Origin of the sequence: Methylobacterium sp. WL12, assembly GCF_008039475.1 — a bacterium.
GTDB lineage: Bacteria > Pseudomonadota > Alphaproteobacteria > Rhizobiales > Beijerinckiaceae > Methylobacterium > Methylobacterium cerastii.
The window spans coordinates 1-24847 of record NZ_VRUW01000052.1; the positions used below are offsets into that span (position 1 = coordinate 1).

The window sequence follows — 24847 nt, forward strand, 5'->3', positions numbered from 1 at the left end:
CCCATGCCGGCCCGTTCATGCCGCCGCGCCCGGCCGCCCCGGTCGCTGCCCCGCTCGCCCGCGCCCCGCGGATGCCGCAGATCCACGAGCTGCCGCCGATCGCCCAGACCCAGATCGCGGCAAGCCGCGGAGAGCATGTCGAGAACCACGGCGACACCAAGCGCACCAGCCTGCTCCGCCGCCTCGCGACCGTCGGCTTCGGCGGCCGCCGCGAGGAAGCCGAGCCGGCGCCGGCGCCCCGCGCCCAGCCGCAGGTCCAGGCTCCGATGCCGCCGGCCCCGCGGGTCCATGCTCCGGTCGCCCCGACCTACCGCCCGGCGCAGGGCAACCTCGACGCGCAAGGCCGCATGGCGCCCCAGCCGCGGATGATGGACGACGACCAGCTCGAGATCCCGGCCTTCCTGCGCCGCCAGGCCAACTGATCCGGCGATCCCCGAAGCCCCGCGGGCCAACGCCCGCGGACCTCGTCGCGCGACGCGATTTCCGCCCCGGCACCCGTGCCGGGGCGTTTTGCGTTGCAACATGGAGTGGCCTATTTTCCGGGCGCCGCCGGTGATTTTCGTCGCAAAACCGCTCGGCGCGGCCCCGTCCCGGCGTTCGGGCGGGGGGCGTGGTGCGCGCAGGACACAGCGCGAGCGCTTGGTTGTAGGCGTGTTAACCATTCCTTAACACGTTGAACCGGAACGATATTCCGGAGATCGCGGCGCGAGCGTGTCTGTAACACAGCGTAAGAAAGCGTGATTTGGCCGGGCTGTGCGCCGCAGCTATAAAAATCTCGAACGAACGAATAGCGGCGCGGTTTTCGGACCGACGCCGCACGCAGGGGCTTCAAGCAGCGGACGGATCGGAAGGCGTTGTCACAACGCGATACGCGCGGTGGCGTGGCCGGATCGCGGCCGAGGGCTAAGGAATGCGGACGAACCAACAAACAACACTCAAGGGCGCGGCCGTGCTGAGCGGCATCGGCGTCCATTCCGGAAACCCGGTTGCGATCACGCTGCGCCCGGCTTCCGCGAACCACGGTATCGCTTTCCTCCGCACCGGAATGGCCTCCGGCAACGACCGACTCATCAAGGCCCACCACGCCTGCGTCTCCGCGACCGAGCTTTGCACCGTGATCGGCGACGTCGATTCCGGGGCGGTCGCCACGATCGAGCACCTGATGTCCGCCTTCTACGGATTGGGCGTCGACAACGCGCTCGTCGAGATCGACGGGCCCGAGATGCCGATCCTCGACGGCAGCGCGCTTCCTTTCGTCAAGGCGATCGACGCCGTCGGCATCGCCCAGACCGGCACCGCCCGCCGCTGGATCAAGGTCCTCCGCCACGTCCGCATCGAGGCCGGCGCCGCCTTCGCCGAGCTCCGCCCGATCGACCGGGGCTTCCGCCTCGACGTCGAGATCGATTTCGAAAGCCCGGTGATCGGCCGCTCGCGCAAGGCGATGGACCTCACCGCCGCCGCCTACCGCCGCGAGATCGCGCCCGCCCGCACCTTCGGCATGATGAAGGACGTGGAGCGCTACTGGAAGGCGGGCTTCGCCCTCGGCGCGTCCCTCGAGAACACCGTCGCCGTCGGCGAGACCGACGTGGTCAACCCCGAGGGCCTGCGCTTCGCCGACGAGTTCGTCCGTCACAAGTTCCTCGACGCCGTCGGCGACCTGGCGCTCGCCGGGCTGCCGCTCCAGGGGGCCTACCGCTCCTATTGCGGTGGCCACCGCATGAACGTCGGCATCCTCGAAGCCCTCTTCGCCGAGCGCGCGAACTACGCGATCGTCGAGGCGCAGGGGACCCGCCGCGAGACCGCGCTCGCCGAATTCGGCGCCGGGCTCGGCATCGCCGCCTTCGCCGGCGACCTCTGAGAGACCCTTCCGGCCTGCCGCCTCCGGGCGATGTGGCCTGCAAGACACAGCCGCCCGCCGATCCGCGCGGGCGCGGAACCGCCGCTTTCATGCCCGAATCTGCCGCCACGGTGAATCGTCCGTGAAGTGCGCGGCAGTCCGGGATGCGGTGGCCGCCCGGACCCGGTAGAGTGCCGGCGCCGACATGAACCCATGATGGCTCAACGGCGCTCCGAAGCGAGGACGCGCCCGTTCGGGGGAAGAACCGCCAATGCCTGTGACCCTTCGGACCCGCGGAGCGGCGGCGGCCGTGCTCATCACCGCCTTCGGCCTCGGTCTCGGCGGTTGCGACGCCCTCGACCCGACCAACCTGTTCGCCGAGAAGTACAAGCCCGAGGTCGTGCAGGACACGCCGGCCGACAAACTCTACAGCGAGGGCTTGGCGAAGATCGAGGACAGCGACTACGAGGGCGCGGTCAAGAAGTTCGATTCGCTCGACAAGCAGTACGCCTATTCCGACTGGTCGCGCCGCGCGCTGCTGATGACGGCCTACGCGAACTACGAGGGCCAGAAGTACGACGACGCGATCACCGCCTCGAAGCGCTACCTGCAGCGGCATCCGGCGAGCAAGGACGCGGCCTACGCCCAGTACTTGATGGCGATGTCGCAGTACAAGCAGATCCCCGACGTCACCCGCGACCAGGACCGGTCCGAGAAGGCGCTCGTCGCGCTGCAGGAGCTCGTCCAGAAGTATCCGACCTCGGAATACTCCACCGACGCCAAGGCCAAGATCCAGATCACCCGCGACCAGCTCGCCGGCAAGGAGATGGAGGTCGGGCGCTACTACCTCGAGCACCGCAACTTCCCCGCCGCGATCAACCGCTTCCGCGACGTGGTCAGCAAGTATCAGACGACCCGCCACGCCGAGGAGGCGCTGGAGCGGCTGACCGAGGCGTACATGGCGCTCGGCATCGTCGCCGAGGCGCAGAACTCGGCCGCCGTGCTCGGGCACAACTTCCCCGACAGCCCCTGGTACAAGGACGCGCACGCCCTCCTGCAGAACGGCGGCCTCGAGCCGCGCGAGGAGAAGGGCTCGTTCCTCAGCAAGATCTACACCTCGGTAATGGGCCGGACCGCGGCCGCCCAGTAGGCCGCCCGCGCATCACGACGGGACGCGAAAGCGCGGGCGGGGCTTCGGCTCCGCCCGTTTCGCATTTCGGGGGTGCGATCGGCCCGGCATCGGCCTACATGACGGCTTCGTATTTCCCGTAAAGTTTGGGGCACCCGTCCGGATCGACGGACGGGGAGCCGGAGGCACGAAGGCGCGGCATGCTGGTGCAGCTCGCGATCCGCGACATCGTCCTGATCGACAAGCTCGACCTGAACTTCGCCAGCGGGCTCAGCGTGCTCACCGGCGAGACCGGCGCGGGCAAGTCGATCCTTCTCGACGCGTTCAGCCTGGCGCTGGGCGGGCGCGGCGACGGCTCCCTCGTGCGCCACGGCGAGGCGCAGGGCGGCATCACCGCGGTGTTCGACGTCGGCCTCGACCACCCAGCCCGGCGGATCGCCGCGGAATCCGAGATCGACACCGAGGGCGACCTGATCCTGCGGCGCACGCAGATGGCCGACGGGCGCACCCGTGCCTTCGTGAACGACCAGCCCGTCGGCGTGCAGGTCCTGCGCGCGATCGGCGCGGCCCTGGTCGAGATCCATGGCCAGCATGACGACCGGGCGCTCGCCGACGTCACCACCCACCGCGCCATCCTCGACGCCTTCGGAGGCCTGAGCGGCCCGCTCGACGCGGTGGCGAAGGCGGCCAAGACGGTGAAGACCGCCCGCACGACGCTCGCCGAGCACCGCGCCCGGGTCGAGACCGCCCGCCGCGAAGCCGACTTCCTGCGTCACGCGGTCGAGGAGCTGGCGGCCCTCGATCCGAAGCCAGGCGAGGAGGCGACGCTGGCCGAGCGCCGCACGGTGATGCAGCAGAGCGAGAAGGTCGCGCGCGAGCTGAACGACGCTTTGGCCGCCGTCGGCGGCTCGCATTCGAGCGTGCCACAGCTCTCCTCTGCCATCCGCAAGCTCGAGCGCCGCGCCGCGCAGCTGCCGGCGCTGGTCGAGCCCTGCGTCGCGGCGCTCGACGCCGCCCTCGTCGCCCTCGACGAAGCCCGCGCCGTCCTCGACGCCGCGGTGTCCGAGGCCGAGTTCGATCCGCGCGAGCTGGAGCGCGTCGAGGAGCGCCTGTTCGCCCTGCGCGCGGCATCCCGCAAGTACGACGTCGCCGCCGACGACCTCGCGGCTCTGCGCGAGCGCTACGAGGCGGACGTGGCGGCGATCGATGCCGGCGAAGAGGCGTTGGCCGGCCTCGAGGCGACGCTGGCCACGGCCGAATCGGCCTACGCCAAGGCCTCGGAAAAGCTCAGCGCCGGACGCCGCCGGGCGGCCAAGGCGCTCGACGCGGCGGTGCAGGCCGAGCTGCCGCCGCTCAAGCTCGAGCGCGCGCGCTTCATCACCGAGATCGTCACCGATCCCGAATCGCGCGACCCCGCCGGGATCGACCGCGTCGCGTTCTGGGCGCAGACCAACCCCGGCACCAAGGCCGGCCCGATGATGAAGGTGGCCTCGGGCGGCGAGCTGTCCCGCTTCATGCTCGCCCTGAAGGTGGTGCTCGCCGACAAGGGCTCGGCGCCGACGCTGATCTTCGACGAGATCGACACCGGCGTCGGCGGCGCGGTGGCCGACGCGATCGGCGCGCGGCTCTCGCGCCTGTCCCGGGACGTGCAGGTCGTGGCGGTGACCCACGCGCCCCAGGTCGCGGCGCGCGCCGTCACGCACTTCCTCATCGCCAAGGATGCGGTGAAGGGCGCCGGCCGCGTCGCCACCCGCGTCGCCTCGCTCCCCGTCGCCGCGCGGCGCGAGGAGATCGCCCGCATGCTCGCGGGTGCCACCGTCACCGACGAGGCCCGCGCCGCGGCGGCCCGCCTGCTCGAAGGCGCGGCCGTCTAGGGCGACGCTCCGACCATCCCCGCAAACCGTCGGTTAAGGTTAACACCTTCTTAACCATCGGGACCGACACTGATGCGATCCGGTGGCGACAGCGATTCGCGTACGCCGGCAACGTCCTACTTCGGGGGGGACCATGCATCAGGCCGCAGCCAAGTTCGAAGTCCTCCCGTCGCGCGAGGGCCTCGCGTCGCATCGCGGCGCTGCCAGCGTCGACACCCACCATCTTGGTCAGACCCTGCGCACCGTCTACGAGGGCAGCGTCGACAAGCAGCCGATCCCGGACTCCCAGGTCGACCTGCTGCTGCGCCTGCGCCAGAAAGAACGCGACCTGCGCCGCAGCGCCTGAAGCGGGCAGGGGGCAAAGCCCGGGCCGCAAGGCGACCGGCGCAACCTTTCTGGCTCATCGCAGCGAGCCGTAAGGACGCCTCAAGCCACCTACCAGCGCTTTGCGCCCGGGCGCCGCTGATACTCGGCGGCGCGGATGCGCGTCAGCAAGCGGTCCAGGCTCATCAGCATCGAAGCCTCGTCGGCTCGGGCGCGCTCGGCCTCGCCGGGCTCGGTACTGAAGTTCTGCCGCGCCTTCGCCAGGGCCAAGTCGCGCTCCAAGGCCTCGCGCTCGGCGTGGAGGGCCTGGAAGGTGCCGTCGTCGGGACGCGGCGCACGCGTCGGCGCCGCAGGCGAATCGTGGGGCACGGGAACGTCTTTCCGACCGGGCGAGCCGCGGCGGAATGCCGACGACCGAGCCCGGATCGAACGGAGAACGCGCGAACCCGGCAAAGCGTGCCATCGCCAAGCGATCCCGAACAGATCCCAAGCTGATTTCGCGGCGATCCCGGTCGCCGCGGCGCCGAAGCCGCCCGTGTCATGCGGCTGTCATCTGCGTGTCCTAACCGCGGCGGTGTCGAGCCAGGCGGCTGCGGCCGCCGGACTGCCGGACGGCCGGCGCGATTCCGCACCTGCGGATCCGCGCCCCTCGGACGCGCTCGACGGATGACGGAGATCGATGTGAAACCCTTCACCTACGCGCTCGCCCTCGGCCTCGCGACGACCCAGCTCGCCTTCCCGGCGCTCGCCGCCGACATCACCGGCGCCGGTGCGACCTTCCCGTTCCCGGTCTATTCCAAGTGGGCGGAAGCCTACCGCAAGGACACCGGCACCGGCCTGAACTACCAGTCGATCGGCTCGGGCGGCGGCATCAAGCAGATCCAGGCCAAGACGGTCGACTTCGGCGCCACCGACGCGCCGCTGAAAGGTCCGGCCCTGGAGAAGGACGGCCTCGTCCAGTTCCCGACCGTGATGGGCGGTGTCGTCGCCGTCGTGAACATCCCAGGCATCGAGCCGGGCAAGCTCAAGCTCACCGGCGACGTGATCGCCGACATCTACGCCAACAAGATCACCAAGTGGTCCGACCCGAAGATCGCGGCGCTGAACGACGGGCTGAAGCTGCCCGACGCCAACATCACCCCGGTCTACCGCTCGGACGCGTCGGGCACGACGAACATCTTCACCACCTACCTCAGCCAGGTCTCGGAGGGCTGGAAGAAGGAGTTCGGCGCCGCCACCACCGTGAGCTGGCCCGCCGGCCAAGGCGGCAAGGGCAACGAGGGCGTCACCGCCACCGTCAAGCAGGTCCCGAACGCCATCGGCTACGTCGAGTCGGCCTACGCCAAGCAGAACAAGCTCAGCTACGCGCTGATCCGCAACAAGGCCGGCAAGTTCCCGCAGCCGGACGACAAGGCGTTCCAGGCCGCCGCCGCCAGCGCCGACTGGAAGAGCCAGCCCGGCTTCGGCATCACGCTCACCGACCAGGCGGGCGAGGATGCGTGGCCGATCACGGCCGCGACCTTCATCCTCGTCCACAAGGAGGCCGCCGACCCGGCGAAGTCCGCCGACGTGCTGAAGTTCTTCGACTGGGCCTACAAGAACGGCGACAAGCTCGCCTCCGACCTCGACTACGTTCCGCTGCCGGACGCCGTCGTCGGCCTGATCCACGAGGAGTGGAAGCAGGTGAAGGGCAAGGACGGGAAGCCCGTCCTCGGCATGTGAGGCCGACGGCGCGGGGCGGACTCCACCGCGCGCCTCGATCGTCGACTCGTCGGGGGGGGGCCCCGGCCCCCGCGGGGGGCCCCCCCCCCCCCCCCCCCCGCGGGCCCCCCCCCGGGGGGGGGGGGGGGGGGGGGCGCCCCCCCCCCCCCCCCCCCCCCCCGACTCCCGAGCGGACCGGCTTCCTCCCATCCGGTCTCACTCGCATCCGGTCTCGCCCTCGCGCCCGGCCGCACGGCGCGCTACCACCCCAGACGGTGAAAAGAACCGCGGATGACCGCCTTGACCGAACAGATCGCCCTGACGCGCGCCGGCACGAGCACGCGCTCGCGAAAGGGGCCGAGCAAGGGCCTCGACGCCCTGTTCCGCGCCGCCTCCTACGGTTCGGCCCTGCTGGTGCTGGTGGTGCTCGCCGGCATCCTCGGGTCGATCCTCTACGGCGGCTGGCCCGCCTTCCGCGAGTTCGGCTTCGGCTTCCTCACCTCCAGCGCCTGGAACATCGGCACGGAGCAGTACGGCGCCCTCGTCGCCGTCACCGGAACCCTCGCCTCGGCGCTGCTGGCCCTGGTGATCGGCGTGCCGATCTCGCTCGGCATCGCGATCTACCTGACGCAGCTCTGCCCCGGCTGGGCGCGCAAGCCCGTCGGCATGACGATCGAGCTGCTCGCCGCGGTGCCGAGCATCATCTACGGCATGTGGGGCCTGTTCATCTTCGCCCCGTTCTTCGCCCGCTTCGTGCAGATGCCGGTCTCGAACGTCGTCGAGGGCCTGCCGATCGTCGGGACGCTGCTCTACGCCCGCGTGCCCTCGGGCGTCGGCGTGCTCACCGCCGGCATCATCCTGGCGATCATGATCGTGCCGTTCGTGGCCTCGATCGCCCGCGACATGCTCGACCAGATCCCGACGATCCTGCGCGAGAGCGCCTACGGCATCGGCTGCACCACCTGGGAGGTGGTCCGCCACGTCCTGCTGCCGCAGGCCTCCGTCTCGATCATCGGCGCGATCATGCTCGGCCTCGGCCGCGCGCTCGGCGAGACCATGGCGGTGACCTTCGTGGTCGGCAACGCCAACCGGCTCTCGGCCTCGGTGTTCGACCCCGGCTCGACCATCGCCTCGCGGATCGCCAACGAGTTCAACGAGGCCGACGGCCTGCAGCTGAACTCGCTGATGGCTTTGGGCTGCATCCTGTTCGCGATCACCTTCGTCGTCCTGATCATCGCCCGCTTCCTGACGCGCCGCGTCAAGGTCGCCTGAGGGAGCCCGTCGTGGACGCCAACAACACGATCCGTCCCGCGCCGGCCCTCAAGCCGACCCGCATCCGCGGCAGCCGCCGGGTCGCCGACCGCACCCTGCGCCTCGCCTGCCTCCTTGCCACCGTGCTCGGCGCTGTCGTCCTCGGCTCGATCCTCCTGATGCTGATCATCGAGGGCGCGCGCGGGTTCTCGCCGCTGCTGTTCACCCAGCCGACGCCCGGCCCGGGCTCGGAAGGCGGCGGCATCGCCAACGCCATCCTCGGCAGCCTGGTGCTCACCGGCATCGGCATCCTCGTCGCCACGCCGATCGGCCTGATGGCCGGCACCTACCTCGCCGAGTACGGCCGCGGCTCGAAGCTCGCCGAGGTGATCCGCTTCCTCAACGACATCCTGCTCTCCGCGCCCTCGATCCTGATCGGCCTGTTCGTCTACACCCTGATGGTGCGGCCGATGGGGAGCTATTCGGGCTGGGCCGGCGGCGTGGCGCTGGCGATCATCGCGACGCCGGTGATCGTGCGCACCACCGAGGACATGTTGCGCCTCGTCCCCGGGACGCTGCGCGAGGCCGGCGTGGCGCTCGGCGCCCCGATGTCGACGGTGATCCGCAGCGTGACGTGGCGGGCGGCGTCTGCCGGCATCGTCACCGGCATCATCCTGGCGCTCGCCCGCATCGCCGGCGAGACCGCGCCGCTGCTGTTCACGGCGCTCAACAACAACTCTTGGTTCAGCCGCGACCTGATGGGCGGCGTCGCGAACCTGCCGGTGATGATCTACCAGTTCGCGCTCTCGCCCTATCCGAACTGGCAGCAGCTCGCCTGGGCCGGCGCGCTCCTGATCACCATGACGATCCTGCTGCTCTCGGTCGTCGCCCGCTTCGTCATCAAGCCGCAGACCGCGCGCTGATGTCCATGGGGACCCTGAACCCGCCGCCGGCACCCACGAGGAACACGACGATGAACGCCGCCCCCGCGATCAGCGCTTCCCAGTTCGACGGCCGGAACCCGGCCGACGAGCACGCGCCCATCCGCATCGCCGCCAGGGAGCTGAACTTCTATTACGGGCAGTTCCATAGCCTGAAGAACATCAACCTCGACTTCCACGACCGCCAGGTCACCGCCCTGATCGGCCCGTCCGGCTGCGGGAAGTCGACCCTGCTGCGCACCTTCAACCGGATCTACAGCCTCTACCCGGAGCAGCGCGCCGAGGGCCAGGTGCTGCTCGACGGCCAGAACGTGCTCGACGCCAACGTCGACCTGAACGAGCTGCGCTCGCGCATCGGCATGGTGTTCCAGAAGCCGACGCCGTTCCCGATGTCGATCTACGACAACGTCGCCTTCGGCCTGCGCCTCTACGAGAAGCTGCCGAAATCCGAGCTCGACGGCCGCGTCGAGTCGGCCCTGCGCAAGGCCGCCCTGTGGGACGAGGTGAAGGACAAGCTCAAGCAGTCCGGCATGGGCCTCTCCGGCGGCCAGCAGCAGCGCCTGTGCATCGCCCGCACGGTGGCCCAGAGCCCCGAGGTGATCTTGTTCGACGAGCCGACCTCGGCCCTCGACCCGATCTCGACCGGGCGCATCGAGGAGCTGATCGAGCAGCTGCGCAGCGAGTTCACGATCGTCATCGTGACCCACAACATGCAGCAGGCCGCGCGCATCTCGCAGTTCACCGCCTTCATGTATCTCGGCGAGGTCATCGAGGTCGGTCCGACCAACCGCATCTTCATGAACCCGACCGTGCGTCAGACCCAGGACTACATCACCGGCCGCTTCGGCTGAGCCGCATACGGATCGATCGAGGACCAAGCCCATGCCCGGCCACATCGTCACGTCCTACGACACCGACCTCGAGGACCTGCGCCGCTCGATCTCCGAGATGGGCGGCGTCGCCGAGAAGATGATGACCGAGGCGACCGACGCCCTCGTTCGCCGCGACACCCAGCTCGCCCAGGCTGTGATCCTCGCCGACAAGCGCCTCGACACCCTCCAGCGTGAGATCGAGGAACGCTCGGTGCTGCTCATCGCCCGGCGCCAGCCGATGGCGATCGACCTGCGCGAGACGATCTCGGCGATCCGCGTCTCGGGCGACCTCGAGCGCATCGGCGACCTCGCCAAGAACATCGCCAAGCGCGTCGTCGCGATCAGCGACCAGGCCCAGGCGCAGAAGATCGTGCTCGGCGTGCAGCACATGAGCGACCTGGTGCAGGAGCAGCTCAAGGACGTGCTCGACGCCTATGCCAGCCGCGACATCTCGGCGGCCCACAACGTCTGGGAGCGGGACGGCGAGATCGACGCGCTCTACAACTCGCTGTTCCGCGAGTTGTTGACGTACATGATGGAAGATCCGCGCAACATCTCGTTCTGCACGCACCTGCTGTTCTGCGCCAAGAACGTCGAGCGCATCGGCGACCACACCACCAACATCGCCGAGACGATCCACTATCTCGCCACCGGCGAGAACCTCGCCGGCGACCGCCCGAAGAACGACGCGTCGAACTACGCGACGGTGACGCCCGGCGCCTGAGACGCCTGTCGGCGTCTCACGGCGGCCAAGGAAGTCGGGCGGCCCGCCCGGGAGTGCCCTGCATGCGTACGCGGATCCTGATCGTCGAGGACGAGGAGGCGCTCACCACCCTCCTGCGCTACAACCTCGAAGCCGAGGGCTTCGAGGTCGATTCCGCCGCCCGCGGCGACGAGGCCGAGTTGCGCCTGCAGGAGCAGGTGCCGGACCTGATCCTGCTCGACTGGATGCTGCCCGGCCTCTCGGGAATCGAGCTGTGCCGCCGGGTGCGGGCGCGGCGCGAGACGGCGTCCCTGCCGGTCATCATGCTGACGGCGCGCGGCGAGGAGGGCGACCGCATCCGCGGCCTCGGGACCGGGGCCGACGACTACATCGTCAAACCGTTCTCCGTGCCGGAGCTCCTGGCCCGGGTCCGCGCGCTGCTGCGCCGGGCCAAGCCGACCCATGTCGCGAACCTCCTGGAGGCCGGCGACATCGAGCTCGACCGCGACAGCCACCGCCTGCGCCGGGCGGGCAGCGAGATCCATCTCGGGCCGACCGAGTTCAAGCTGCTCGAATTCCTGATGCAGAGCCCCGGCCGGGTCTATTCCCGCGAGCAGCTCCTCGACGGCGTCTGGGGCCACGACGTCTACATCGACGAACGCACCGTCGACGTGCATGTCGGCCGCCTGCGCAAGGCCCTGAACCGCACCGGCGAAACCGACCCGATCCGCACCGTCCGCGGCTCGGGCTACGCCTTCGACGAGACGTTTTCGGGCGAAGATTAGGGCACCTTCGTTCCCGCGCCGTCGAGCCCCGCGCTGCGGCCCGTCGCCGTCACGGCGTCCAGCGCGCTCAGCATCGTGCCCTCGGTGAGGATCTGCGGCAGCACCGTCGGCTCGCCTGGCCCTGCGTAGAGCAGGTAGAGCGGCACGCCGCTGCGGCCGTGGCGCTCGAGCAGGCGGGTGATCTCCGGATTCTGGTTGGTCCAGTCGCCCTTGAGGTAGGTGACGTCGCGGGCGCGCATCGCTGCGCCGACCGCCGCCGTCCCGAGCGAGGTGCGCTCGTTGACCTGGCAGGTGATGCACCACGCCGCGGTCATGTTGACGAAGACCGGCCGGCCGCCGGCCAGCAGCGCGTCGAGGCGCGCCTGCGTGAACGGCTCGACGCCCTCGGCCCTGGCCTGGGCGCCCGGCGCGATCCGGTCGCGGTCGAGGGTGAGGGCGAGCGCCGCCACGCCGACGACGGCGAGCACCGCGAGGCCGCGGGCGAGCTGCGCCCGCACCGGGCGCGCGTCGCGGCCGAGTTCCCACGCCCAGGCGGAGAAGCCGAGCAGCACCAGTCCGATCAGCGCGGCGAGCAGGCCCTGCGGCCCGACCTGCTGGGCCAGCACCCAGACCAGCCAAGCGACCGTGGCGTAGATCGGGAAGGCCAGCGCCTGCTTCAGCACGTCCATCCAGGCGCCCGGGCGGGGCAGGGCGCGGAGCGCCGCCGGCCACAGGGTCAACGCCAGGAAGGGCAGGGCGAGGCCGAGGCCGAGGCTCGCGAACACCACGAGGCCGGCGGCCGTCGACTGCGTCAGCGCGAAGCCCACCGCCGAGCCCATGAAGGGGGCGGTGCAGGGCGTCGCCACCACGGTCGCGAGCACGCCGGTGAAGAACGAGCCTTCGAGCCCGGCCCGCCGGGTCAGCCCGTCGCCGAGGCCGGCGAGCCGCCCGCCGAGGTGGAGCATGCCCGACAGGCTCAGGCCCATGGCGAAGAGCAGGTAGGCCAGGGCGGCCACCACGGTGGGCGATTGCAGCTGGAAGCCCCAGCCGATCCCGGCTCCCCCGGCCTTCAGCGCGATCAGCAGCGAGGCCAGCGCCAGGAACGCCGCCAGCACGCCCGCCGTGTAGGCGAGCCCGTGCAGGCGAACCCGCCCTGGCGCCTCGCCGGAATGCTTCACCAAGCTGAGCACCTTGATCGACAGAACCGGGAAGACGCAGGGCATCAGGTTGAGGATCAGGCCGCCCAGCAGCGCGAGGCCGGCCGCGGTCCAGAGCGTCAGGGTCTCGGCCGGCTCGGTGCGCGGGATCGCCGGCGCCACGCTCGGCATCGCGCTGCCGGCCGCGAGCGGCGCCTCGTCGCCCAGCGCGAAGGCCTGGCGGACGAGACCGTCGCCGGTCTCCTCCTCGATCGCCAGCACGCCGGGCAGGCTCTCGGGCGCGGCGTCGGTGGGCGTCGCGCGGGTCAGCGTCAGGTGGAGGCCGGCCGCGTCCACGGTGAAGGGCTGCGGCGCGGCGTTCTCGATCGCCGTCTCGGAATAGGGAAAGAACGCCACCGCGCGGAGCCTGTCCGCGGCGAGGCCCGGCGCGTCGAGGTCGAGGGCGAGGCGGTCGCCCTGGCTCGACAGCCGCACCGGCCACGGCGAGGCCTTGGGCAGGGCGGCGCGGGCACGCACGAACAGCGCGGCGTTGGCCGGATCGGCCGCGGCCTCGCGGGCGACCGGCAGGGTCAGGGCGAGGTCGGCCGAGCCGGGGATGCATTCCTTCTCGCACACGAGATAGGTGAGCTTGCCCGCAAGCGTCACGGGGGCTGCCGGGTCGAGGCTCGGCGGCGGCGTCACCCGCACGAGCAAAATCGCCTCGCCCTCGTAGCCGAAGTTCATCAGCGTCGCGATCGGGATGCGGTGCGGTGCCGGCCACTGGATCGCCGAGGCCGAGAAGCCGGCCGGCAGCGTCCAGGTCACCTCCGGCGGCAGGCCCGAATCGCCGGGGTTGCGCCAGTAGACGTGCCAGCCCGGCTTCATCGCCATGCGGATGGCCACGGTGAACGGCGTGGCGCCGGCCACTGCCGCAGGCTCCGCCACGAGGCTCGCCCGCACGAGGTCGGCCGGCGGCTTGAAGCCCTGGGCCGCGACGGGCCCGGCGAGCAGCGATAGGAGGAGGGCGAGAAGACGGAGCATGCGGTCCCTTCGCGCGACCGTCCACGACGGTTTCACGCTGCTCTGGTCATAGGCGCGAACAGGCGGAGGGTAAAATCGCGACGGCGCGTCCGGGTGCCGCGCGGAGGATCGATCCTGGGTTCAGAGTGCCACCGTCGCCCGCTCCAGCCAGGCTCGCGTCTCCGGGTCGAGGTCCGGGTCGAGCACGTCGCGGACGTGGGCGTGGTAGGCGTCGATCCAGGCGCGCTCGGCCGGGCTCAGCATCTCCGGCACGATCAGGCGGCGGTCGTAGGGGGCCAGCGTCAGGGTCCCGAAGCCGAGCACCGGGCGTTCGCCGCCGGGCACCTCGCAGGGCTCGACGAGGACGAGGTTCTCGATGCGGATGCCGTAGCCCCCGGCGCGATAGTAGCCCGGCTCGTTGGAGAGGATCATCCCCGCCTCCAGGGCGACGGTTCCGGTCTTGGCGATGCGCTGCGGGCCCTCGTGCACCGAGAGGAAGGCGCCGACGCCGTGGCCGGTGCCGTGGTCGAAATCGAGGCCGGCCTCCCACAACGGCAGGCGCGCAAGGGTGTCGATCTGCGCGCCTGTGGTGCCCTTGGGGAAGACCGCGCGGCTGATGGCGACGTGGCCCCGCAGCACGCGGGTGTAGCGATCACGCATCTCCGCGCTCGGCGCGCCCACCGCGACCGTGCGGGTGATGTCGGTGGTGCCGTCGGGGTATTGCGCGCCGGAATCGATCAGGAACAGCTCGCCCGGCTCCGCCCGCCGGTCGGTGGCGCGGGTGACGCGGTAATGCACGATCGCGCCGTTCGGCCCGGAGCCGGAGATCGTCGGGAACGAGACGTCGCGCAGGTCGCCGCCGTCCGCGCGAAAGTCCTCCAGCGCCTCCACCGCGGCGACCTCGGTGACGTGGCTCTGCCCGTCGAGCCAGGCGAGGAAACGCACCACGCTCGCCCCGTCGCGCCGGTGCGCGGCGCGGGCGCCGGCGATCTCGGCGGCGTTCTTCACCGCCTTCATCGCGGTGATCGGGTCCGGGCCGACATCGGGGGTGCCGCCCACCGTCGCGACGCGCTCCTTCAGGGCGGCGGCGCCGGTGGCGGCGTCGAGGCGCACGCGCTTGCCGGCGAGCTCGCCGAGCGCCGGCTCGAAGTCGTCCCGCGAGGCGATGTCGGCGACCGGGGCGAGCGCCGCCCGCGCCTCCTCCGTCACGTCGTGCGACACCAAGAACAGCCGCGGCCGCCCCTCGCGCGGCAGGATGGCGTAGCCCAGCGCCAGCGGCGTGTGCCCGACGTCGCCGCCGCGCAGGTTGAACGCCCAGGCGAGGTTGTGGGGATCGGAGATCACCAGCGCGTCGCACTGGCCGGCCTCCAGCTCCACGCGGATGCGCGCGATCTTGTCGCTCGCGGTTTCGCCGGCGAAGTCGAGCGGATGCGCGATCACGCGGCCCGCCGGCGGCTTCGGGCGGCCGGCCCAGACCGCGTCCACCGGGTTCTCCGATAGCGCCTTCACCGAGGCGCCGGCCTTGGCGGCCGCGCGCTCGAGGCGGGCGACCCCGTCGGGGGTGTGCAGCCACGGGTCGTAGCCGAGCACTGCGCCGCGCCGCAGGGTCCGGCCGATCCAGGCCTCGGCGGTGCTCTCGGCGAGGGGAACGACCGTGACGACGCCCGGGTCGACCTGTTCCGGCGCCTGGATGGTGTAGCGCCCGTCGACCATGAGTGCTGCGGCCTCGGCCAGGATCACGGCGGTGCCGGCCGAGCCGGTGAAGCCGGTGAGCCAGGCGAGCCGCTCGGCGTTGGCCGGGACGTATTCGGATTGGTGCTCGTCGGCGCGGGGCACGACGAAGCCGTCGATTCCAGCCTCGCGCAAGGCGGCGCGGAGGGCCGCGACGCGCTCAGGCCCCTTGCGGTGGCTCGGGTTGTCGAAGGTCTGGAATCGGGTGCGGGTCATGCGCCCACGGTATCGCCGGCGGCACCCCGCGGGCAACCGAACGCGGGCCGTTCGACCCGGATGGGTTCAGCGCCGGGCGGACCCGGCCAGCGGACGCGGCGCCGCCCCGCCGCGGCGCAGCACCAGGGCGACCCAACCCTCGATCGTGCCCCGCGAGGCGAGGTGGAAGCCCTGGTGGCGGTAGGCCGAGAGCACGCCGGCCACGTCGCGCTCGATCAGCCCCGAGAGCACCAGCACGCCGCCCTCGGCCACCACCGCCGAGAGCGTCGGCGCCAGGCCGCGCAGGGGGCGGGCGAGGATGTTGGCGAAGACGACGTCGAAGTGGCGCGTCCGCGCGGCCATGGCGTTGCGCACCCCCGGGCCCTCGTAGAGCTTGAGGTAGGGCCCGAGCCCGTTGGCGCGGGCGTTGGCGCGGGCGGTGCGCACCGCCTCGCCGTCGAGGTCGCCGGCGATCACCGGGCGGCGCAATGCCTGGGCGGCGGCGAAAGCGAGGATGCCGGTGCCGGTGCCGACGTCGAGCACCCGGCCGGGGCGGCCACGCTTGAGCACGTCCACCAGGGCCTTGAGGCAGCCGAGCGTCGTGCCGTGGTGGCCGGTGCCGAAGGCGAGCGCCGCCTCGATCTCGATGGCGAGCTCGTTCGGCCGCACGGTGTCGCGGTCGTGCGAGCCGTGGATGCGGAAGCGTCCGGCGCGCACGGGTACGAGGCCTTCGAGCGAGGCGCGGACCCAGTCCTTCTGGTCGACGGTGCGGAACTCGGCGGCGTCCGCCTTCGCGCCGACCACGGGGCGGATCAGGTCGCGGATGTAATCTTCGTCCGGCGCGTCGGCGAAGTAGGCCTCGAGCCGCCACGTCACCCCGTCCTCGGACTCGAAGGCGGCCACCGCCGTCTCCGTCGGGTCGAACATCTCGCCCAGCAGGTCGGTCATCGTGCGCGCCGACCGCTCGTCGGTCATCAGCTGCAGGACGTGGGTCGGGCGGTTCGGGTGCAGGCCTTCGAGCATGGCCGCCTCTACCACCCTCGGATCGGAGCCGCCACAAGCGGATCGAACCGCGGCAAAACCGCCTGGGAATGCGGCAGATTGTTCACGCGTTCATCATATCGACCCCCGGAACCGGCTTCGGCGTGCAACGGTTTCGGTCAGGCCACCACGTCGCCACTCCGCATTGTCGTCCGAGTCGTTCGTTCATCGAGGGTGCGTCCGCGTGACCAAGTCGAGACCTTCCGTTGCCCGGCCGGTCGTCCTCAACGGCCTCGCCCGGCGCCGGCGCCAGCCGGCCCGGCCGCGCGACGCCCTGCTCGGGGCCGAGGCCCTCGAGACGCCGCTGCCGGGCCGGCTCCTCGTGCTGCTGAGCCGCCTGCACCGCGCCGAGGAGGCGAAGCCCGGCACGAAGGACGAGACCGGCGCCTGAGCCGCTTGCGCGCCGCGCATCCCCCGTCCAAGGCTGCTTATCGAGCGGCCGCGACGGTCCGCGGCGCCTCCCGGACCGGACGACCCATCCTTGCTCGACCTGACGCCCGACGAGTGGACCGCCGTGGCGCTGAGCCTGAAGGTGGCCGCCGTCGCGACGCTCGCGAGCCTGCTGCCGGGGATCGCCGTGGCGTGGCTTCTCGCCCGGCGGCGGTTTCCCGGGCGCGCCCTGCTCGACGGGCTGGTCCACCTGCCGCTGATCCTGCCCCCCGTCGTCACCGGCTACCTGCTGCTCCTGGCGCTCGGCCGGCGCGGGCTCGTCGGCGGGTGGCTCGCCGAGGTGGGGATCGTGTTCGCGTTCCGCTGGACCGGGGCGGCGCTCGCCTGCGCGGTCATGGGCTTTCCCCTGATGGTGCGGGCGATGCGCCTGTCGATCGAGGCCGTGGACGCCCGCCTCGAACAGGCGGCCGCGACGCTTGGCGCCCGACCGCTGGCGGTGTTCCTCACGGTGACCCTGCCGCTCAGCCTGCCCGGCATCCTCGCCGGCGCGGTGCTCGCCTTCGCCAAGGCGATGGGCGAGTTCGGCGCCACCATCACCTTCGTCTCGAACATCCCCGGCGAGACCCAGACCCTGCCGGCGGCGATCTACACGCTGACGCAGGTGCCCGGCGGCGAGGCCGGGGCGCTGCGCCTCACGCTGATCTCGGTCGCCCTGTCGATGGCCGCCCTGCTGCTGTCCGAACTTCTGGCCCGCCGCATCGGGCGGCGGCTGGGGGCGGGGTGACGGGGATGCTGCGATCCCACCCCGACTCACGCATAGGCATACGGCCCGCCGCGCTCCAGCGCGCGCCGGTAAGCCGGGCGGGCGTGGATGCGGGCGAGCCAGTCGGTCAGGCGCGCGCCGGCGCCGGTGCCGCGCGCGGCGAAGGCTTCGAGCGGGAAGCTCATCTGGATGTCGGCGGCGGTGAAGGCGTCGCCGCCAAACCACGGTCGGTCGGCCAGCGCGCCCTCCCAGTAGGCGGCGTGGCGGCGCAGCTCCGGGTCGACGAACTTGGCCGTGACCGCCTTGGCGATCCCCCGCACCAGGGGGCGCACCAGCGCGGGGCTGCCCGGCGCGAGGCGCGAGAAGACCAGCTTCAGCAGGAGCGGCGGCATCGCCGAGCCTTCGGCGTAGTGGAGCCAGTAGGTGTAGCGGCGATGCTCTTCCGTGCCGGGGGCAGGCACCAGGGCGCCGCCGCAGCGGGCGGTGAGGTATTCGACGATGGCGCCGGATTCCGCCACCGTCACGGCGCCGTCGGTGATCACCGGCGACTTGCCGAGCGGGTGGATCGTCCTGAGTTCCTGCGGCGCCAGCATGGTCTCGCGGTCGCGGGCGTAGCGCTTCACGTCGTAGTCCAGGCCGAGCTCCTCGAGCAGCCAGAGCACCCGTTGCGAGCGGCTGTTCTCCAGGTGGTGGACGATGATCATGCGCGGCCTTCCGTGAGGGTGTCGTCGCACAACGCGGGGACGCCGCGAAGGAGCCGGCCGGCATGACGATCGCCGTCGCCGTCGCCCTGCGCCGGGGGGCGTTCACGCTGGACGCCGCCTTCGAGGCCGGGGCCGGGCTCACCGCCCTGTTCGGCCGCTCGGGCTCGGGCAAGACCACGCTGATCGACCTGATCGCCGGGCTGAGCCGCCCCGATCGCGGCCGCATCGTCGTCGCTGGCGAGACGTTGGTCGACACGGAGCGGCGCATCGCCCTGCCGGTGCATCGGCGCCGGATCGGGCTGGTGTTCCAGGACGCGCGCCTGTTCCCGCACCTCAGCGTGCGGGGCAACCTCGGCTACGGTCGGCTCTTCTCCGGCCAGAGGGCGGACCGGGCCGAGCACGACGCGGTGGTCGACATGCTCGGCGTCGGCCACCTGCTCGACCGGCGGCCGGCGGGCCTCTCCGGCGGCGAGCGCCAGCGCGTCGCCATCGGCCGTGCGTTGCTGGCCAAGCCCCGCCTGCTGCTGATGGACGAGCCGCTGGCGGCGCTGGACGAGGCGCGCAAGGGCGAGATCCTCCCCTACATCGAGCGGCTGCGCGACGAGGCCGGCATCCCGATCGTCTACGTCAGCCACGCGGTCGGCGAGGTGGCCCGGCTCGCCAACACCGTGGTGGTGCTGGAGGCCGGCCGCGTCGCCGCCTGCGGCCCGGCCGAGGCGATCCTGCGCCGGGCCGACCTCGTCCCGGTCCACGAGGCCGAGGCCGGCGCGCTCCTCGACATGACCGTTGCCGGGCACGACCCGGAATCCGGCCTGACCCGCCTCGAAGGCGCCGCCGGGCGGCTGCTCGTGCCGCTGCTGCCGCGCGCCGTCGGCAGCGCGTTGCGGGTGCGGGTGCCGGCCCGCGACGTGCTGGTCGCCACCGCGGTGCCGATCGGCCTCAGCGCCCGCAACGTGCTGTCCGGCCGGGTCGCCGCGCTGATCCCGGACGGGCACGCGGTGATGGTGGAGATCGCCTGCGGCGGCGCGGTGCTCGCCGCCCGCCTCACCGGCGCCGCCGTCCGAGACCTCGACCTCGCGGTCGGCCGCCCGGTCCACGCGGTGATCAAGAGCGTCGCCCTCGATCCCGCCGGGATGGGCGGGCGCCGGGCGATCGAGATCTGAGGCACTTTCGCGCGAGACGGACGCCGGCTCGCGCGAAGGTCATACGGCTGCACGGCGGGTTCGATCGCCTTCCATGATCCGAAGATCGCGGAACAGGCTCTCGTAGCGGAGGATCAACCCGCGATGTCGTTCGTCCTCGACCCGAGGCAGCCGCAGAAATCGCTTCGTTCGGTTGGAAGCGAGCGTTCACGGGATGTCAGTTCACGTGTTTTCGGCCCGGTTTCCGCACCGGCACCGACATTTTTTATAGGATAAAAGTCATATTTAGTGAACCCGATCAGTCGAAATGGCTGAAACAAATGTTTAATTCGATTTGATTACCGTGACATATTGCTTCTTCGCAATGCGTGGATTCCATTGAGCTGAAGTGATGACCGGCATCGACGCGAACGAACAAGCATTCGGTCTTCAAGGCCCGGCCTCTTCAGACACCAGAGTGGCGGGCGCTTTGGGACTCGTACAGGCCGCCACCTATGCTTTCATCACCAACGACAGCAGCGGTCGTATCACCTTCGTGAACGATGCGGCCGAGGCGCTCTTCGGATACGGACCCGGCGCGATGCTCGGCCAAAACATCGATGTCGTCGTTCCTGAACGGTTTCGCGCCAGCCACGCGGCGGGTTTGGCCCGCATGGTCCGTAACGAGCCCTCCCGGATGGCCGGCCGAACGATCGAGGTCACGGCGAGACGTTGCGACGGCAGCGAGTTTCCGGCCGAATTCACGTTGTCGATCTGGAGAGACCGCTTCGGCCTCGGCTTCGGGGCGATCATGCGCGACATCTCGGAATGGCGCGCCCGCGACGCGCATCTGGTCAGGCTCGCGCATCACGACACGCTCACCGGGTTGCCCAACCGCGCGTCCTTCGAAGAGACGCTCGACGCGCGGCTCGTCGCCGGTCAGGCCACGTGCGTCCTCATGCTCGACCTCGACGGGTTCAAGGAGGTGAACGACAGTTGCGGGCACGGCACCGGCGACGCCGTCCTCCAAACCCTCGCCATCCGTCTGCCGGCCTGGCTCGGTGGAGATGCGATCCTCGCCAGGTTCGGCGGCGACGAGTTCGCCGTGATGCTGCCGGGCGCCACCGATCCACTGAAGGTCGCAGCCGGTGCCGCCGCGCTTCTCGAAGCCTTCGCGGCACCGTTCTGCGTCTTAGGTCATACCTTCCATCTGGGCGTCAGCGTCGGAGGGGCCATCAGCCCGACGCAGGGCCTGTCGGCGGGCGAACTCGTCGGCAACGCGGACTTGGCGCTGTTTCGCGCGAAGCAGGACGGCAAGCGTGTCTTCCGCTTGTTTCAGCCCGAGATGCGGAGCGCGCTGCTTTCGCGGCTGGCGATGCAGTCGGAGTTGCGCAGGGCGGTCGCGGCCGGCGAGTTCGTGCTCCACTACCAACCGCAGGTGGCGCTCGAGAACCGGTGCATCAACGGGGCCGAGGCCCTCCTGCGGTGGCGGCATCCCGAACGCGGGTTGCTGTATCCGGGCGCCTTCCTGCCGCAGCTCGAGGAGCACCCCCTGGCCCTCGAGGTCGGACGCTGGATCCTCGACGAAGCCTGTCGGCAGGCGGCGGCCTGGCGCGACGCCGGGCTCCCGATCCGGAAAATGGGCGTCAACCTGTTCACCGCCCAGGTCCGGTCGGGGACGCTGACATCGGACGTCGCCGACGCGCTCCAGCGGCACCGGTTGAGCCCGGAGATGCTGGAGCTGGAAATCACCGAAACGATCTTCCTGAAGGTCGACGAACCTGTCCTTCGCCCGTTTCGCGACCTGCATCGTCGCGGAGTCGGCATCTCGTTCGACGATTTCGGGACCGGCTACGCCTCGTTGAGTTCGCTCAAGCGTTTCCCGCTGACGCGCCTGAAGATCGATCGGGGATTCGTCCGGGACCTGATGACCGATCAGCACGATGCGGCGATCGTGCGCTCCATCATCCAGATCGGGAACGACATCGGGTTGGACATCATCGCGGAAGGGATCGAGACCGCGGACCAGGAGGCGCGGCTGCTCGAAATGGGCTGCAAGCAGGGTCAGGGATTCCTGTACGCAAAGGCGCTGCCGGCGGCGCAGTTCGAGGATCTTCTCCAAGGTTTCGGTCCCCGCCGGAAGATCGCGAGCTGATCGCCTGGGGGAAACCGGCAAGCTGGTCGGCGTTCACGGATTCCGGGCGTTTGCAGTCGGTGGCGAACGACGGGTTTCGACCCTCACGCCCGCCCGTCGACGAAGACGCGCATCAACACGTGGGCGATCGCCATCGCCGGCGGGGCGAACAGGTCGTCCGGGTGGCGGCGCTCCAGCATCGCCAGCACCTCGGCGCGGTCGAACCAGCGGGCGTCGGCGAGTTCGGTGGGGTCGGTGACGATGGTCTCGTCCAGGGCCTCCGCCGTGCAGCCGATCATCAGCGAGGACGGGAACGGCCAGGGCTGCGAGGTGTGGTAGGCGACCGAGGACACCCGCACCCGCGTCTCCTCGTAGGATTCGCGCGCGACCGCGGCCTCGATCGTCTCGCCCGGCTCGAGGAAGCCGGCGAGGCACGAGTACATCCCCTCCTTGAAGTGCGGGCCGCGCCCGAGCAGGCAGCGTTCGCCGCGACGGATCAGCATGATCACCACCGGGTCGGTGCGCGGAAAGTGGTGGGCGGCGCAGGTCGGGCATTCCCGCCGGAAGCCGCCGGCGCGGAACAGGGTCTGCGTGCCGCAATTGGCGCAGAAGCGATTGCGCCCGTGCCAGCCGAGCATCGACTTGGCGGTGGCGAGCAGGCCGAGCTCCTGCTGCGGCACCGCGCCCTCGGTGGCGATGGTGCGCAGGTCCAGCGTCCGGAAGGTGTCGTCGGCATAGGCCTCGGCCGCCTCGGGAGCCGCGACCGCGGCGAAGATCGGTCGCCCCTCGACGTGCCCGAGGAAGATCCGCTCCTGGGTGATCAGCGGGTTCGCCCGCGCGCCGTCCTCGGCGGAGAGGATCGCGCTGCCGCCGCGCAGCACGAGCGCGTCGCCGGCCATCAGCACGAGGCCGGTGTCCGGTGTGTCGGAGGCCGGCACCGCGTCCTCCGGCTGCTCCGAGGAATGGCGGACGAGCCGGCTCTGCGTGAAGCCGAGCGTCGCGAACGGATCGGGCATCGCCACCTCAGGCTGCTGCGAACTGGGCGCCGGCGCGCTCGGCGAGCTGCGCGCGGGCGTGATGCGGATAGGGCTTGCGCGTCTCGAAGCCCCAGACCGGGCCAGGCCAGGCCGGATCGGACAGGAAGCGCCCAACCACGTGGACGTGGAGCTGCGCCACCACGTTGCCCAGCGTCGCGACGTTGACCTTGTCGGGCTTGGCCAGCGCCTGCATCACGCCCGTGGCGAGGTGCACCTCGCGCCACAGTGCGGCCGCGTCGTCGGCGGCGAGGTCGGTGAGTTCGCTCAGCCCGGGCCGGCGCGGCACTAGGATCAGCCACGGGAAGCGTGCGTCGTCCATCAGCAGGACGGAGCAGAGGCCGAGGTCGCCGACCGGCACGGTGTCGGCGGCGAGCCGGGGATCGAGGGTGAAGTCGGTCATGCCAGGCGATGTAGCGCGGGCGACCCGCCCGGCGCCATGCCTTCATCGCTGGCCTGCGATCAGAGGTCGCCGGTCGGGGAGGGCGGCCGGCGTCGCGTCGTGCGGGATGTCACAAGGTGGGCTCGGTCCCCGACCGGCCGACGGCGACGAGGTCGGCGTTGACGACGCCCTCGGCATCCTTGCGGGCGAGCACGACCACGTCGGCCCCGGGGACCAGCAGGGCCTTCTCGCCCGGCGCGATCTGCGCCGTCGGCGTGCCGGGCGGGATGGTGAAGGTCTTGCTGCCGCCCTCGTAGACCAGCTCGACCTCGCGCGGCGCATCGAGCGAGAGCCCGCCGATCCAGCCCGCAGTGAGCCGCGCGTCGGGGGCGGCGTCCCAGGGCTTGGTGCCGGCTTCGAAGCCGCGCTCCGACGGCGAGTAGATCGCGACCTTGATCGGCTTCGGCTTCCCGTCGGGGCCGGGCACCGACACGATGCTGACGTAGCTCTCCGGCTTGATGTCGCGCAGCCGCCCGGCGGTGGCGATGAACAGGCGCGTCTTCACGTTCATCAGCACGGTGACCGTCTCGCCGTCCGGGCGCCGGATCCGCACAGACTCGGCGTCGCGGGCCTCGACGGTGCCGTGGTAGCGGGCGACCGATTCCTTCGGTTGCAGGGCGGAGGTCGGGGCCTGCGGGGCCTGGGCCTGCGCCGCGACGGAGGTCGCGCTCAGCGCGAGCGCGATCAGATAAGCTCGGATCACTGTGGTCAGCCCTCGATCGACCTGGATGGCCGGCGAGGCGCGAACGCCGGGCTTACGGCCGAGGTTCCAGCCGCGACGCCGCGTCCCGCGCTCAGTGCGCCATCAGCATCGGCAGGTCGGCGTGGGCGAGGAGGTGGCTCGTCGGCCCGCCGAAGATCATCTGCCGCAAGCGGCTCTGGGTGTAGGCGCCCTTGATCAGCAGGTCGGAGCCGAAGGCCTTGGCCTCGGCGAGGAAGGTCTCGCCCGGCGTCCGGCGCCCGGCGGGGAGCGCCCTGTGCTCGGCCGCCACGCCCTCGCAGGCGAGCGAGCGGGCAAGGTCCTCCGCGCTCGGGCCCGGCACCGTGCCGCCCTCGACGCTGAGCACCAGCACGCGGGAGGCCGCCCGCAGCAGCGGCATCGCGAAGGCGACCGCCCGCGCGGTCTCGGTCGAGCCGTTCCAGGCGACGACGATGGCGTCGCCGAACCGCGTCGGCGGGGTGGGCGGCGCCACCAGGATCGGGCGCCCGCCCTCGAACAGGGCCGTCTCCAGGGTGGTCATGCGCGGCGTGCCGTCGGCGGCGCCCGGGCGCCCGACGATCGTGGCCGAGAACAGGCGCGCGTACTGCCCGAGGAAGGCGTCGCCCGCCGGCACGTCCTGGCGCCAGCGGTAGCGGGCGCCGGCGCCGGCGACGTTCTCGGGAACGCAGAGGCCGTCGCGGGCATGGCGCGGGATGCCGGCCGCGTCCATGAAGGCGACGAAGCGGCCGCCGGCCTCCTCGGCCTCGGCGCGGTCGGCCTCCTCGTCGCGCAGCCAGGTCATGCCGCCGACCATGTCCACGGGCACGTACTCGGCGAGCGCCGGCCGCAGCGACACGCCCTCGATCAGGCTGCCGAAGCGCTGCGCCACGAGGCGCGTCGTCTCCAGCACCGAGGGCAGGGCGTCGTGGAGCGCGATCGGCACCAGAAGGGTCTTCATCGCGTCGCCTCGTTTGGGGTTCGCCATCGTTGGGGCGACGCTAATGCGGATCGCGGCGGCGGGAAACTCGCCGTCCCCCGGC

The 24847-nt window shown here is 71.3% G+C and carries 23 protein-coding genes and 1 pseudogene; 15 read left to right on the plus strand and 9 right to left on the minus strand.

What is annotated here, in order from left to right:
- The 5 genes and pseudogenes from FV226_RS17905 to FV226_RS17925 all read left to right on the plus strand — a co-directional run.
- Nucleotides 1-422 (plus strand): annotated as a pseudogene (locus tag FV226_RS17905) (cell division protein FtsZ); the annotation flags it as partial.
- 488 nt (nt 423-910) lie between these two features.
- The gene (gene lpxC, locus FV226_RS17910) at nt 911-1858 is read left to right on the plus strand and encodes a UDP-3-O-acyl-N-acetylglucosamine deacetylase (RefSeq protein ID WP_147763953.1); all 948 of its coding nucleotides are present in this window, start codon (nt 911-913) and stop codon (nt 1856-1858) included.
- A gap of 250 nt (nt 1859-2108) precedes the next feature.
- Complete coding sequence (locus tag FV226_RS17915) at nt 2109-2987, plus strand: outer membrane protein assembly factor BamD (protein WP_147763954.1); 879 nt, start codon at nt 2109-2111, stop codon at nt 2985-2987.
- 179 nt (nt 2988-3166) lie between these two features.
- Nucleotides 3167-4840 (plus strand): DNA repair protein RecN, encoded by a 1674-nt coding sequence (gene recN / locus FV226_RS17920; RefSeq protein WP_147752458.1) that lies wholly within the window; start codon nt 3167-3169, stop codon nt 4838-4840.
- A 133-nt stretch (nt 4841-4973) separates the two neighbouring features.
- Nucleotides 4974-5186, plus strand: a complete 213-nt coding sequence (locus FV226_RS17925; protein ID WP_147752457.1) for a hypothetical protein — start codon at nt 4974-4976, stop codon at nt 5184-5186.
- Between the two features lie 89 nt (nt 5187-5275).
- Here FV226_RS17925 and FV226_RS17930 read toward each other — a convergent pair whose 3' ends face one another.
- Nucleotides 5276-5533 carry a hypothetical protein gene (locus tag FV226_RS17930; RefSeq protein WP_147763955.1) on the minus strand — a complete coding sequence of 86 codons (258 nt, stop codon included), beginning with the start codon at nt 5531-5533 and terminating at the stop codon, nt 5276-5278.
- Nucleotides 5534-5845: 312 nt separating this feature from the next.
- Here FV226_RS17930 and pstS point away from each other — a divergent pair, with 312 nt between their 5' ends.
- The 6 genes from pstS (at nt 5846) to phoB (ending at nt 11417) form a co-directional block, all read left to right on the plus strand.
- On the plus strand, nt 5846-6886 hold the full coding sequence (gene pstS / locus FV226_RS17935; protein WP_147763972.1) for a phosphate ABC transporter substrate-binding protein PstS: 1041 nt from the start codon (nt 5846-5848) through the stop codon (nt 6884-6886).
- A gap of 270 nt (nt 6887-7156) precedes the next feature.
- Nucleotides 7157-8137, plus strand: coding sequence for a phosphate ABC transporter permease subunit PstC (pstC, locus tag FV226_RS17940; protein ID WP_147763956.1), 981 nt, complete (start codon nt 7157-7159; stop codon nt 8135-8137).
- An 11-nt stretch (nt 8138-8148) separates the two neighbouring features.
- Nucleotides 8149-9039 (plus strand): phosphate ABC transporter permease PstA, encoded by an 891-nt coding sequence (gene pstA, locus FV226_RS17945; RefSeq protein WP_147752454.1) that lies wholly within the window; start codon nt 8149-8151, stop codon nt 9037-9039.
- Between the two features lie 50 nt (nt 9040-9089).
- Nucleotides 9090-9908, plus strand: a complete 819-nt coding sequence (gene pstB, locus FV226_RS17950; RefSeq protein ID WP_147752453.1) for a phosphate ABC transporter ATP-binding protein PstB — start codon at nt 9090-9092, stop codon at nt 9906-9908.
- A 31-nt stretch (nt 9909-9939) separates the two neighbouring features.
- On the plus strand, nt 9940-10653 hold the full coding sequence (phoU, locus tag FV226_RS17955) for a phosphate signaling complex protein PhoU (protein WP_147763957.1): 714 nt from the start codon (nt 9940-9942) through the stop codon (nt 10651-10653).
- Between the two features lie 62 nt (nt 10654-10715).
- Nucleotides 10716-11417: a phosphate regulon transcriptional regulator PhoB gene (phoB, locus tag FV226_RS17960; RefSeq protein WP_147752451.1), complete on the plus strand. Its 702-nt coding sequence runs from the start codon at nt 10716-10718 to the stop codon at nt 11415-11417.
- Here the strand turns inward: phoB and FV226_RS17965 are convergent.
- The 3 genes from FV226_RS17965 to FV226_RS17975 all read right to left on the minus strand — a co-directional run bounded on the left by FV226_RS17965 (nt 11414) and on the right by FV226_RS17975 (nt 16501).
- Nucleotides 11414-13573, minus strand: a complete 2160-nt coding sequence (locus tag FV226_RS17965; RefSeq protein ID WP_147763958.1) for a protein-disulfide reductase DsbD domain-containing protein — start codon at nt 13571-13573, stop codon at nt 11414-11416. The genes phoB and FV226_RS17965 overlap by 4 nt on opposite strands.
- A gap of 120 nt (nt 13574-13693) precedes the next feature.
- Nucleotides 13694-15499, minus strand: coding sequence for an aminopeptidase P family protein (locus FV226_RS17970; RefSeq protein ID WP_147763959.1), 1806 nt, complete (start codon nt 15497-15499; stop codon nt 13694-13696).
- 66 nt (nt 15500-15565) lie between these two features.
- Entirely contained in the window at nt 15566-16501 is a 936-nt protein-coding gene (locus tag FV226_RS17975; RefSeq protein WP_147763960.1) for a 50S ribosomal protein L11 methyltransferase, read from the minus strand.
- 202 nt (nt 16502-16703) lie between these two features.
- Between FV226_RS17975 and FV226_RS17980 the strand changes: the two genes are divergently transcribed.
- Together FV226_RS17980 and modB are read left to right on the plus strand one after the other, a co-directional pair.
- Nucleotides 16704-16910, plus strand: a complete 207-nt coding sequence (locus tag FV226_RS17980) for a hypothetical protein (RefSeq protein ID WP_147752447.1) — start codon at nt 16704-16706, stop codon at nt 16908-16910.
- 90 nt (nt 16911-17000) lie between these two features.
- A complete protein-coding gene (modB, locus tag FV226_RS17985; protein ID WP_147763961.1) occupies nt 17001-17693 on the plus strand; it encodes a molybdate ABC transporter permease subunit in 693 nt (230 codons plus the stop codon).
- Between the two features lie 26 nt (nt 17694-17719).
- Here modB and FV226_RS17990 read toward each other — a convergent pair whose 3' ends face one another.
- Entirely contained in the window at nt 17720-18376 is a 657-nt protein-coding gene (locus FV226_RS17990; protein WP_147763962.1) for a glutathione S-transferase, read from the minus strand.
- Between the two features lie 62 nt (nt 18377-18438).
- On the opposite strand from FV226_RS17990, the gene modC reads away from it, so the two are divergent.
- Complete coding sequence (gene modC, locus FV226_RS17995) at nt 18439-19539, plus strand: molybdenum ABC transporter ATP-binding protein (RefSeq protein WP_147763963.1); 1101 nt, start codon at nt 18439-18441, stop codon at nt 19537-19539.
- A gap of 370 nt (nt 19540-19909) precedes the next feature.
- Complete coding sequence (locus tag FV226_RS18000; protein ID WP_147763964.1) at nt 19910-21652, plus strand: GGDEF and EAL domain-containing protein; 1743 nt, start codon at nt 19910-19912, stop codon at nt 21650-21652.
- An 83-nt stretch (nt 21653-21735) separates the two neighbouring features.
- On the opposite strand, the gene nudC is transcribed toward FV226_RS18000, so the two are convergent.
- The 4 genes from nudC to FV226_RS18020 form a co-directional block, all read right to left on the minus strand.
- Nucleotides 21736-22647 carry an NAD(+) diphosphatase gene (nudC, locus tag FV226_RS18005; RefSeq protein WP_147763965.1) on the minus strand — a complete coding sequence of 304 codons (912 nt, stop codon included), beginning with the start codon at nt 22645-22647 and terminating at the stop codon, nt 21736-21738.
- Between the two features lie 7 nt (nt 22648-22654).
- Nucleotides 22655-23068, minus strand: coding sequence for an HIT domain-containing protein (locus FV226_RS18010; RefSeq protein WP_147752462.1), 414 nt, complete (start codon nt 23066-23068; stop codon nt 22655-22657).
- A 109-nt stretch (nt 23069-23177) separates the two neighbouring features.
- Nucleotides 23178-23810 (minus strand): hypothetical protein, encoded by a 633-nt coding sequence (locus FV226_RS18015; RefSeq protein ID WP_246685515.1) that lies wholly within the window; start codon nt 23808-23810, stop codon nt 23178-23180.
- Nucleotides 23811-23901: 91 nt separating this feature from the next.
- Entirely contained in the window at nt 23902-24765 is an 864-nt protein-coding gene (locus tag FV226_RS18020) for a universal stress protein (RefSeq protein ID WP_147763966.1), read from the minus strand.
- Nucleotides 24766-24847: the final 82 nt, after the last annotated feature.

Excerpts from the sequence above, each read along its gene's own strand:
- lpxC (WP_147763953.1), top strand. The coding sequence starts at position 911 with ATGCGGACGAACCAACAAACAACACTCAAGGGCGCGGCCGTGCTGAGC.
- FV226_RS17915 (WP_147763954.1), top strand. The coding sequence starts at position 2,109 with ATGCCTGTGACCCTTCGGACCCGCGGAGCGGCGGCGGCCGTGCTCATC.
- recN (WP_147752458.1), top strand. The coding sequence starts at position 3,167 with ATGCTGGTGCAGCTCGCGATCCGCGACATCGTCCTGATCGACAAGCTC.
- FV226_RS17925 (WP_147752457.1), top strand. The coding sequence starts at position 4,974 with ATGCATCAGGCCGCAGCCAAGTTCGAAGTCCTCCCGTCGCGCGAGGGC.
- pstC (WP_147763956.1), top strand. The coding sequence starts at position 7,157 with ATGACCGCCTTGACCGAACAGATCGCCCTGACGCGCGCCGGCACGAGC.
- pstB (WP_147752453.1), top strand. The coding sequence starts at position 9,090 with ATGAACGCCGCCCCCGCGATCAGCGCTTCCCAGTTCGACGGCCGGAAC.
- phoU (WP_147763957.1), top strand. The coding sequence starts at position 9,940 with ATGCCCGGCCACATCGTCACGTCCTACGACACCGACCTCGAGGACCTG.
- phoB (WP_147752451.1), top strand. The coding sequence starts at position 10,716 with ATGCGTACGCGGATCCTGATCGTCGAGGACGAGGAGGCGCTCACCACC.
- FV226_RS17965 (WP_147763958.1), bottom strand. The coding sequence starts at position 13,573 with ATGCTCCGTCTTCTCGCCCTCCTCCTATCGCTGCTCGCCGGGCCCGTC.
- FV226_RS17970 (WP_147763959.1), bottom strand. The coding sequence starts at position 15,499 with ATGACCCGCACCCGATTCCAGACCTTCGACAACCCGAGCCACCGCAAG.
- FV226_RS17975 (WP_147763960.1), bottom strand. The coding sequence starts at position 16,501 with ATGCTCGAAGGCCTGCACCCGAACCGCCCGACCCACGTCCTGCAGCTG.
- FV226_RS17990 (WP_147763962.1), bottom strand. The coding sequence starts at position 18,376 with ATGATCATCGTCCACCACCTGGAGAACAGCCGCTCGCAACGGGTGCTC.
- modC (WP_147763963.1), top strand. The coding sequence starts at position 18,439 with ATGACGATCGCCGTCGCCGTCGCCCTGCGCCGGGGGGCGTTCACGCTG.
- FV226_RS18000 (WP_147763964.1), top strand. The coding sequence starts at position 19,910 with ATGACCGGCATCGACGCGAACGAACAAGCATTCGGTCTTCAAGGCCCG.
- nudC (WP_147763965.1), bottom strand. The coding sequence starts at position 22,647 with ATGCCCGATCCGTTCGCGACGCTCGGCTTCACGCAGAGCCGGCTCGTC.
- FV226_RS18010 (WP_147752462.1), bottom strand. The coding sequence starts at position 23,068 with ATGACCGACTTCACCCTCGATCCCCGGCTCGCCGCCGACACCGTGCCG.
- FV226_RS18020 (WP_147763966.1), bottom strand. The coding sequence starts at position 24,765 with ATGAAGACCCTTCTGGTGCCGATCGCGCTCCACGACGCCCTGCCCTCG.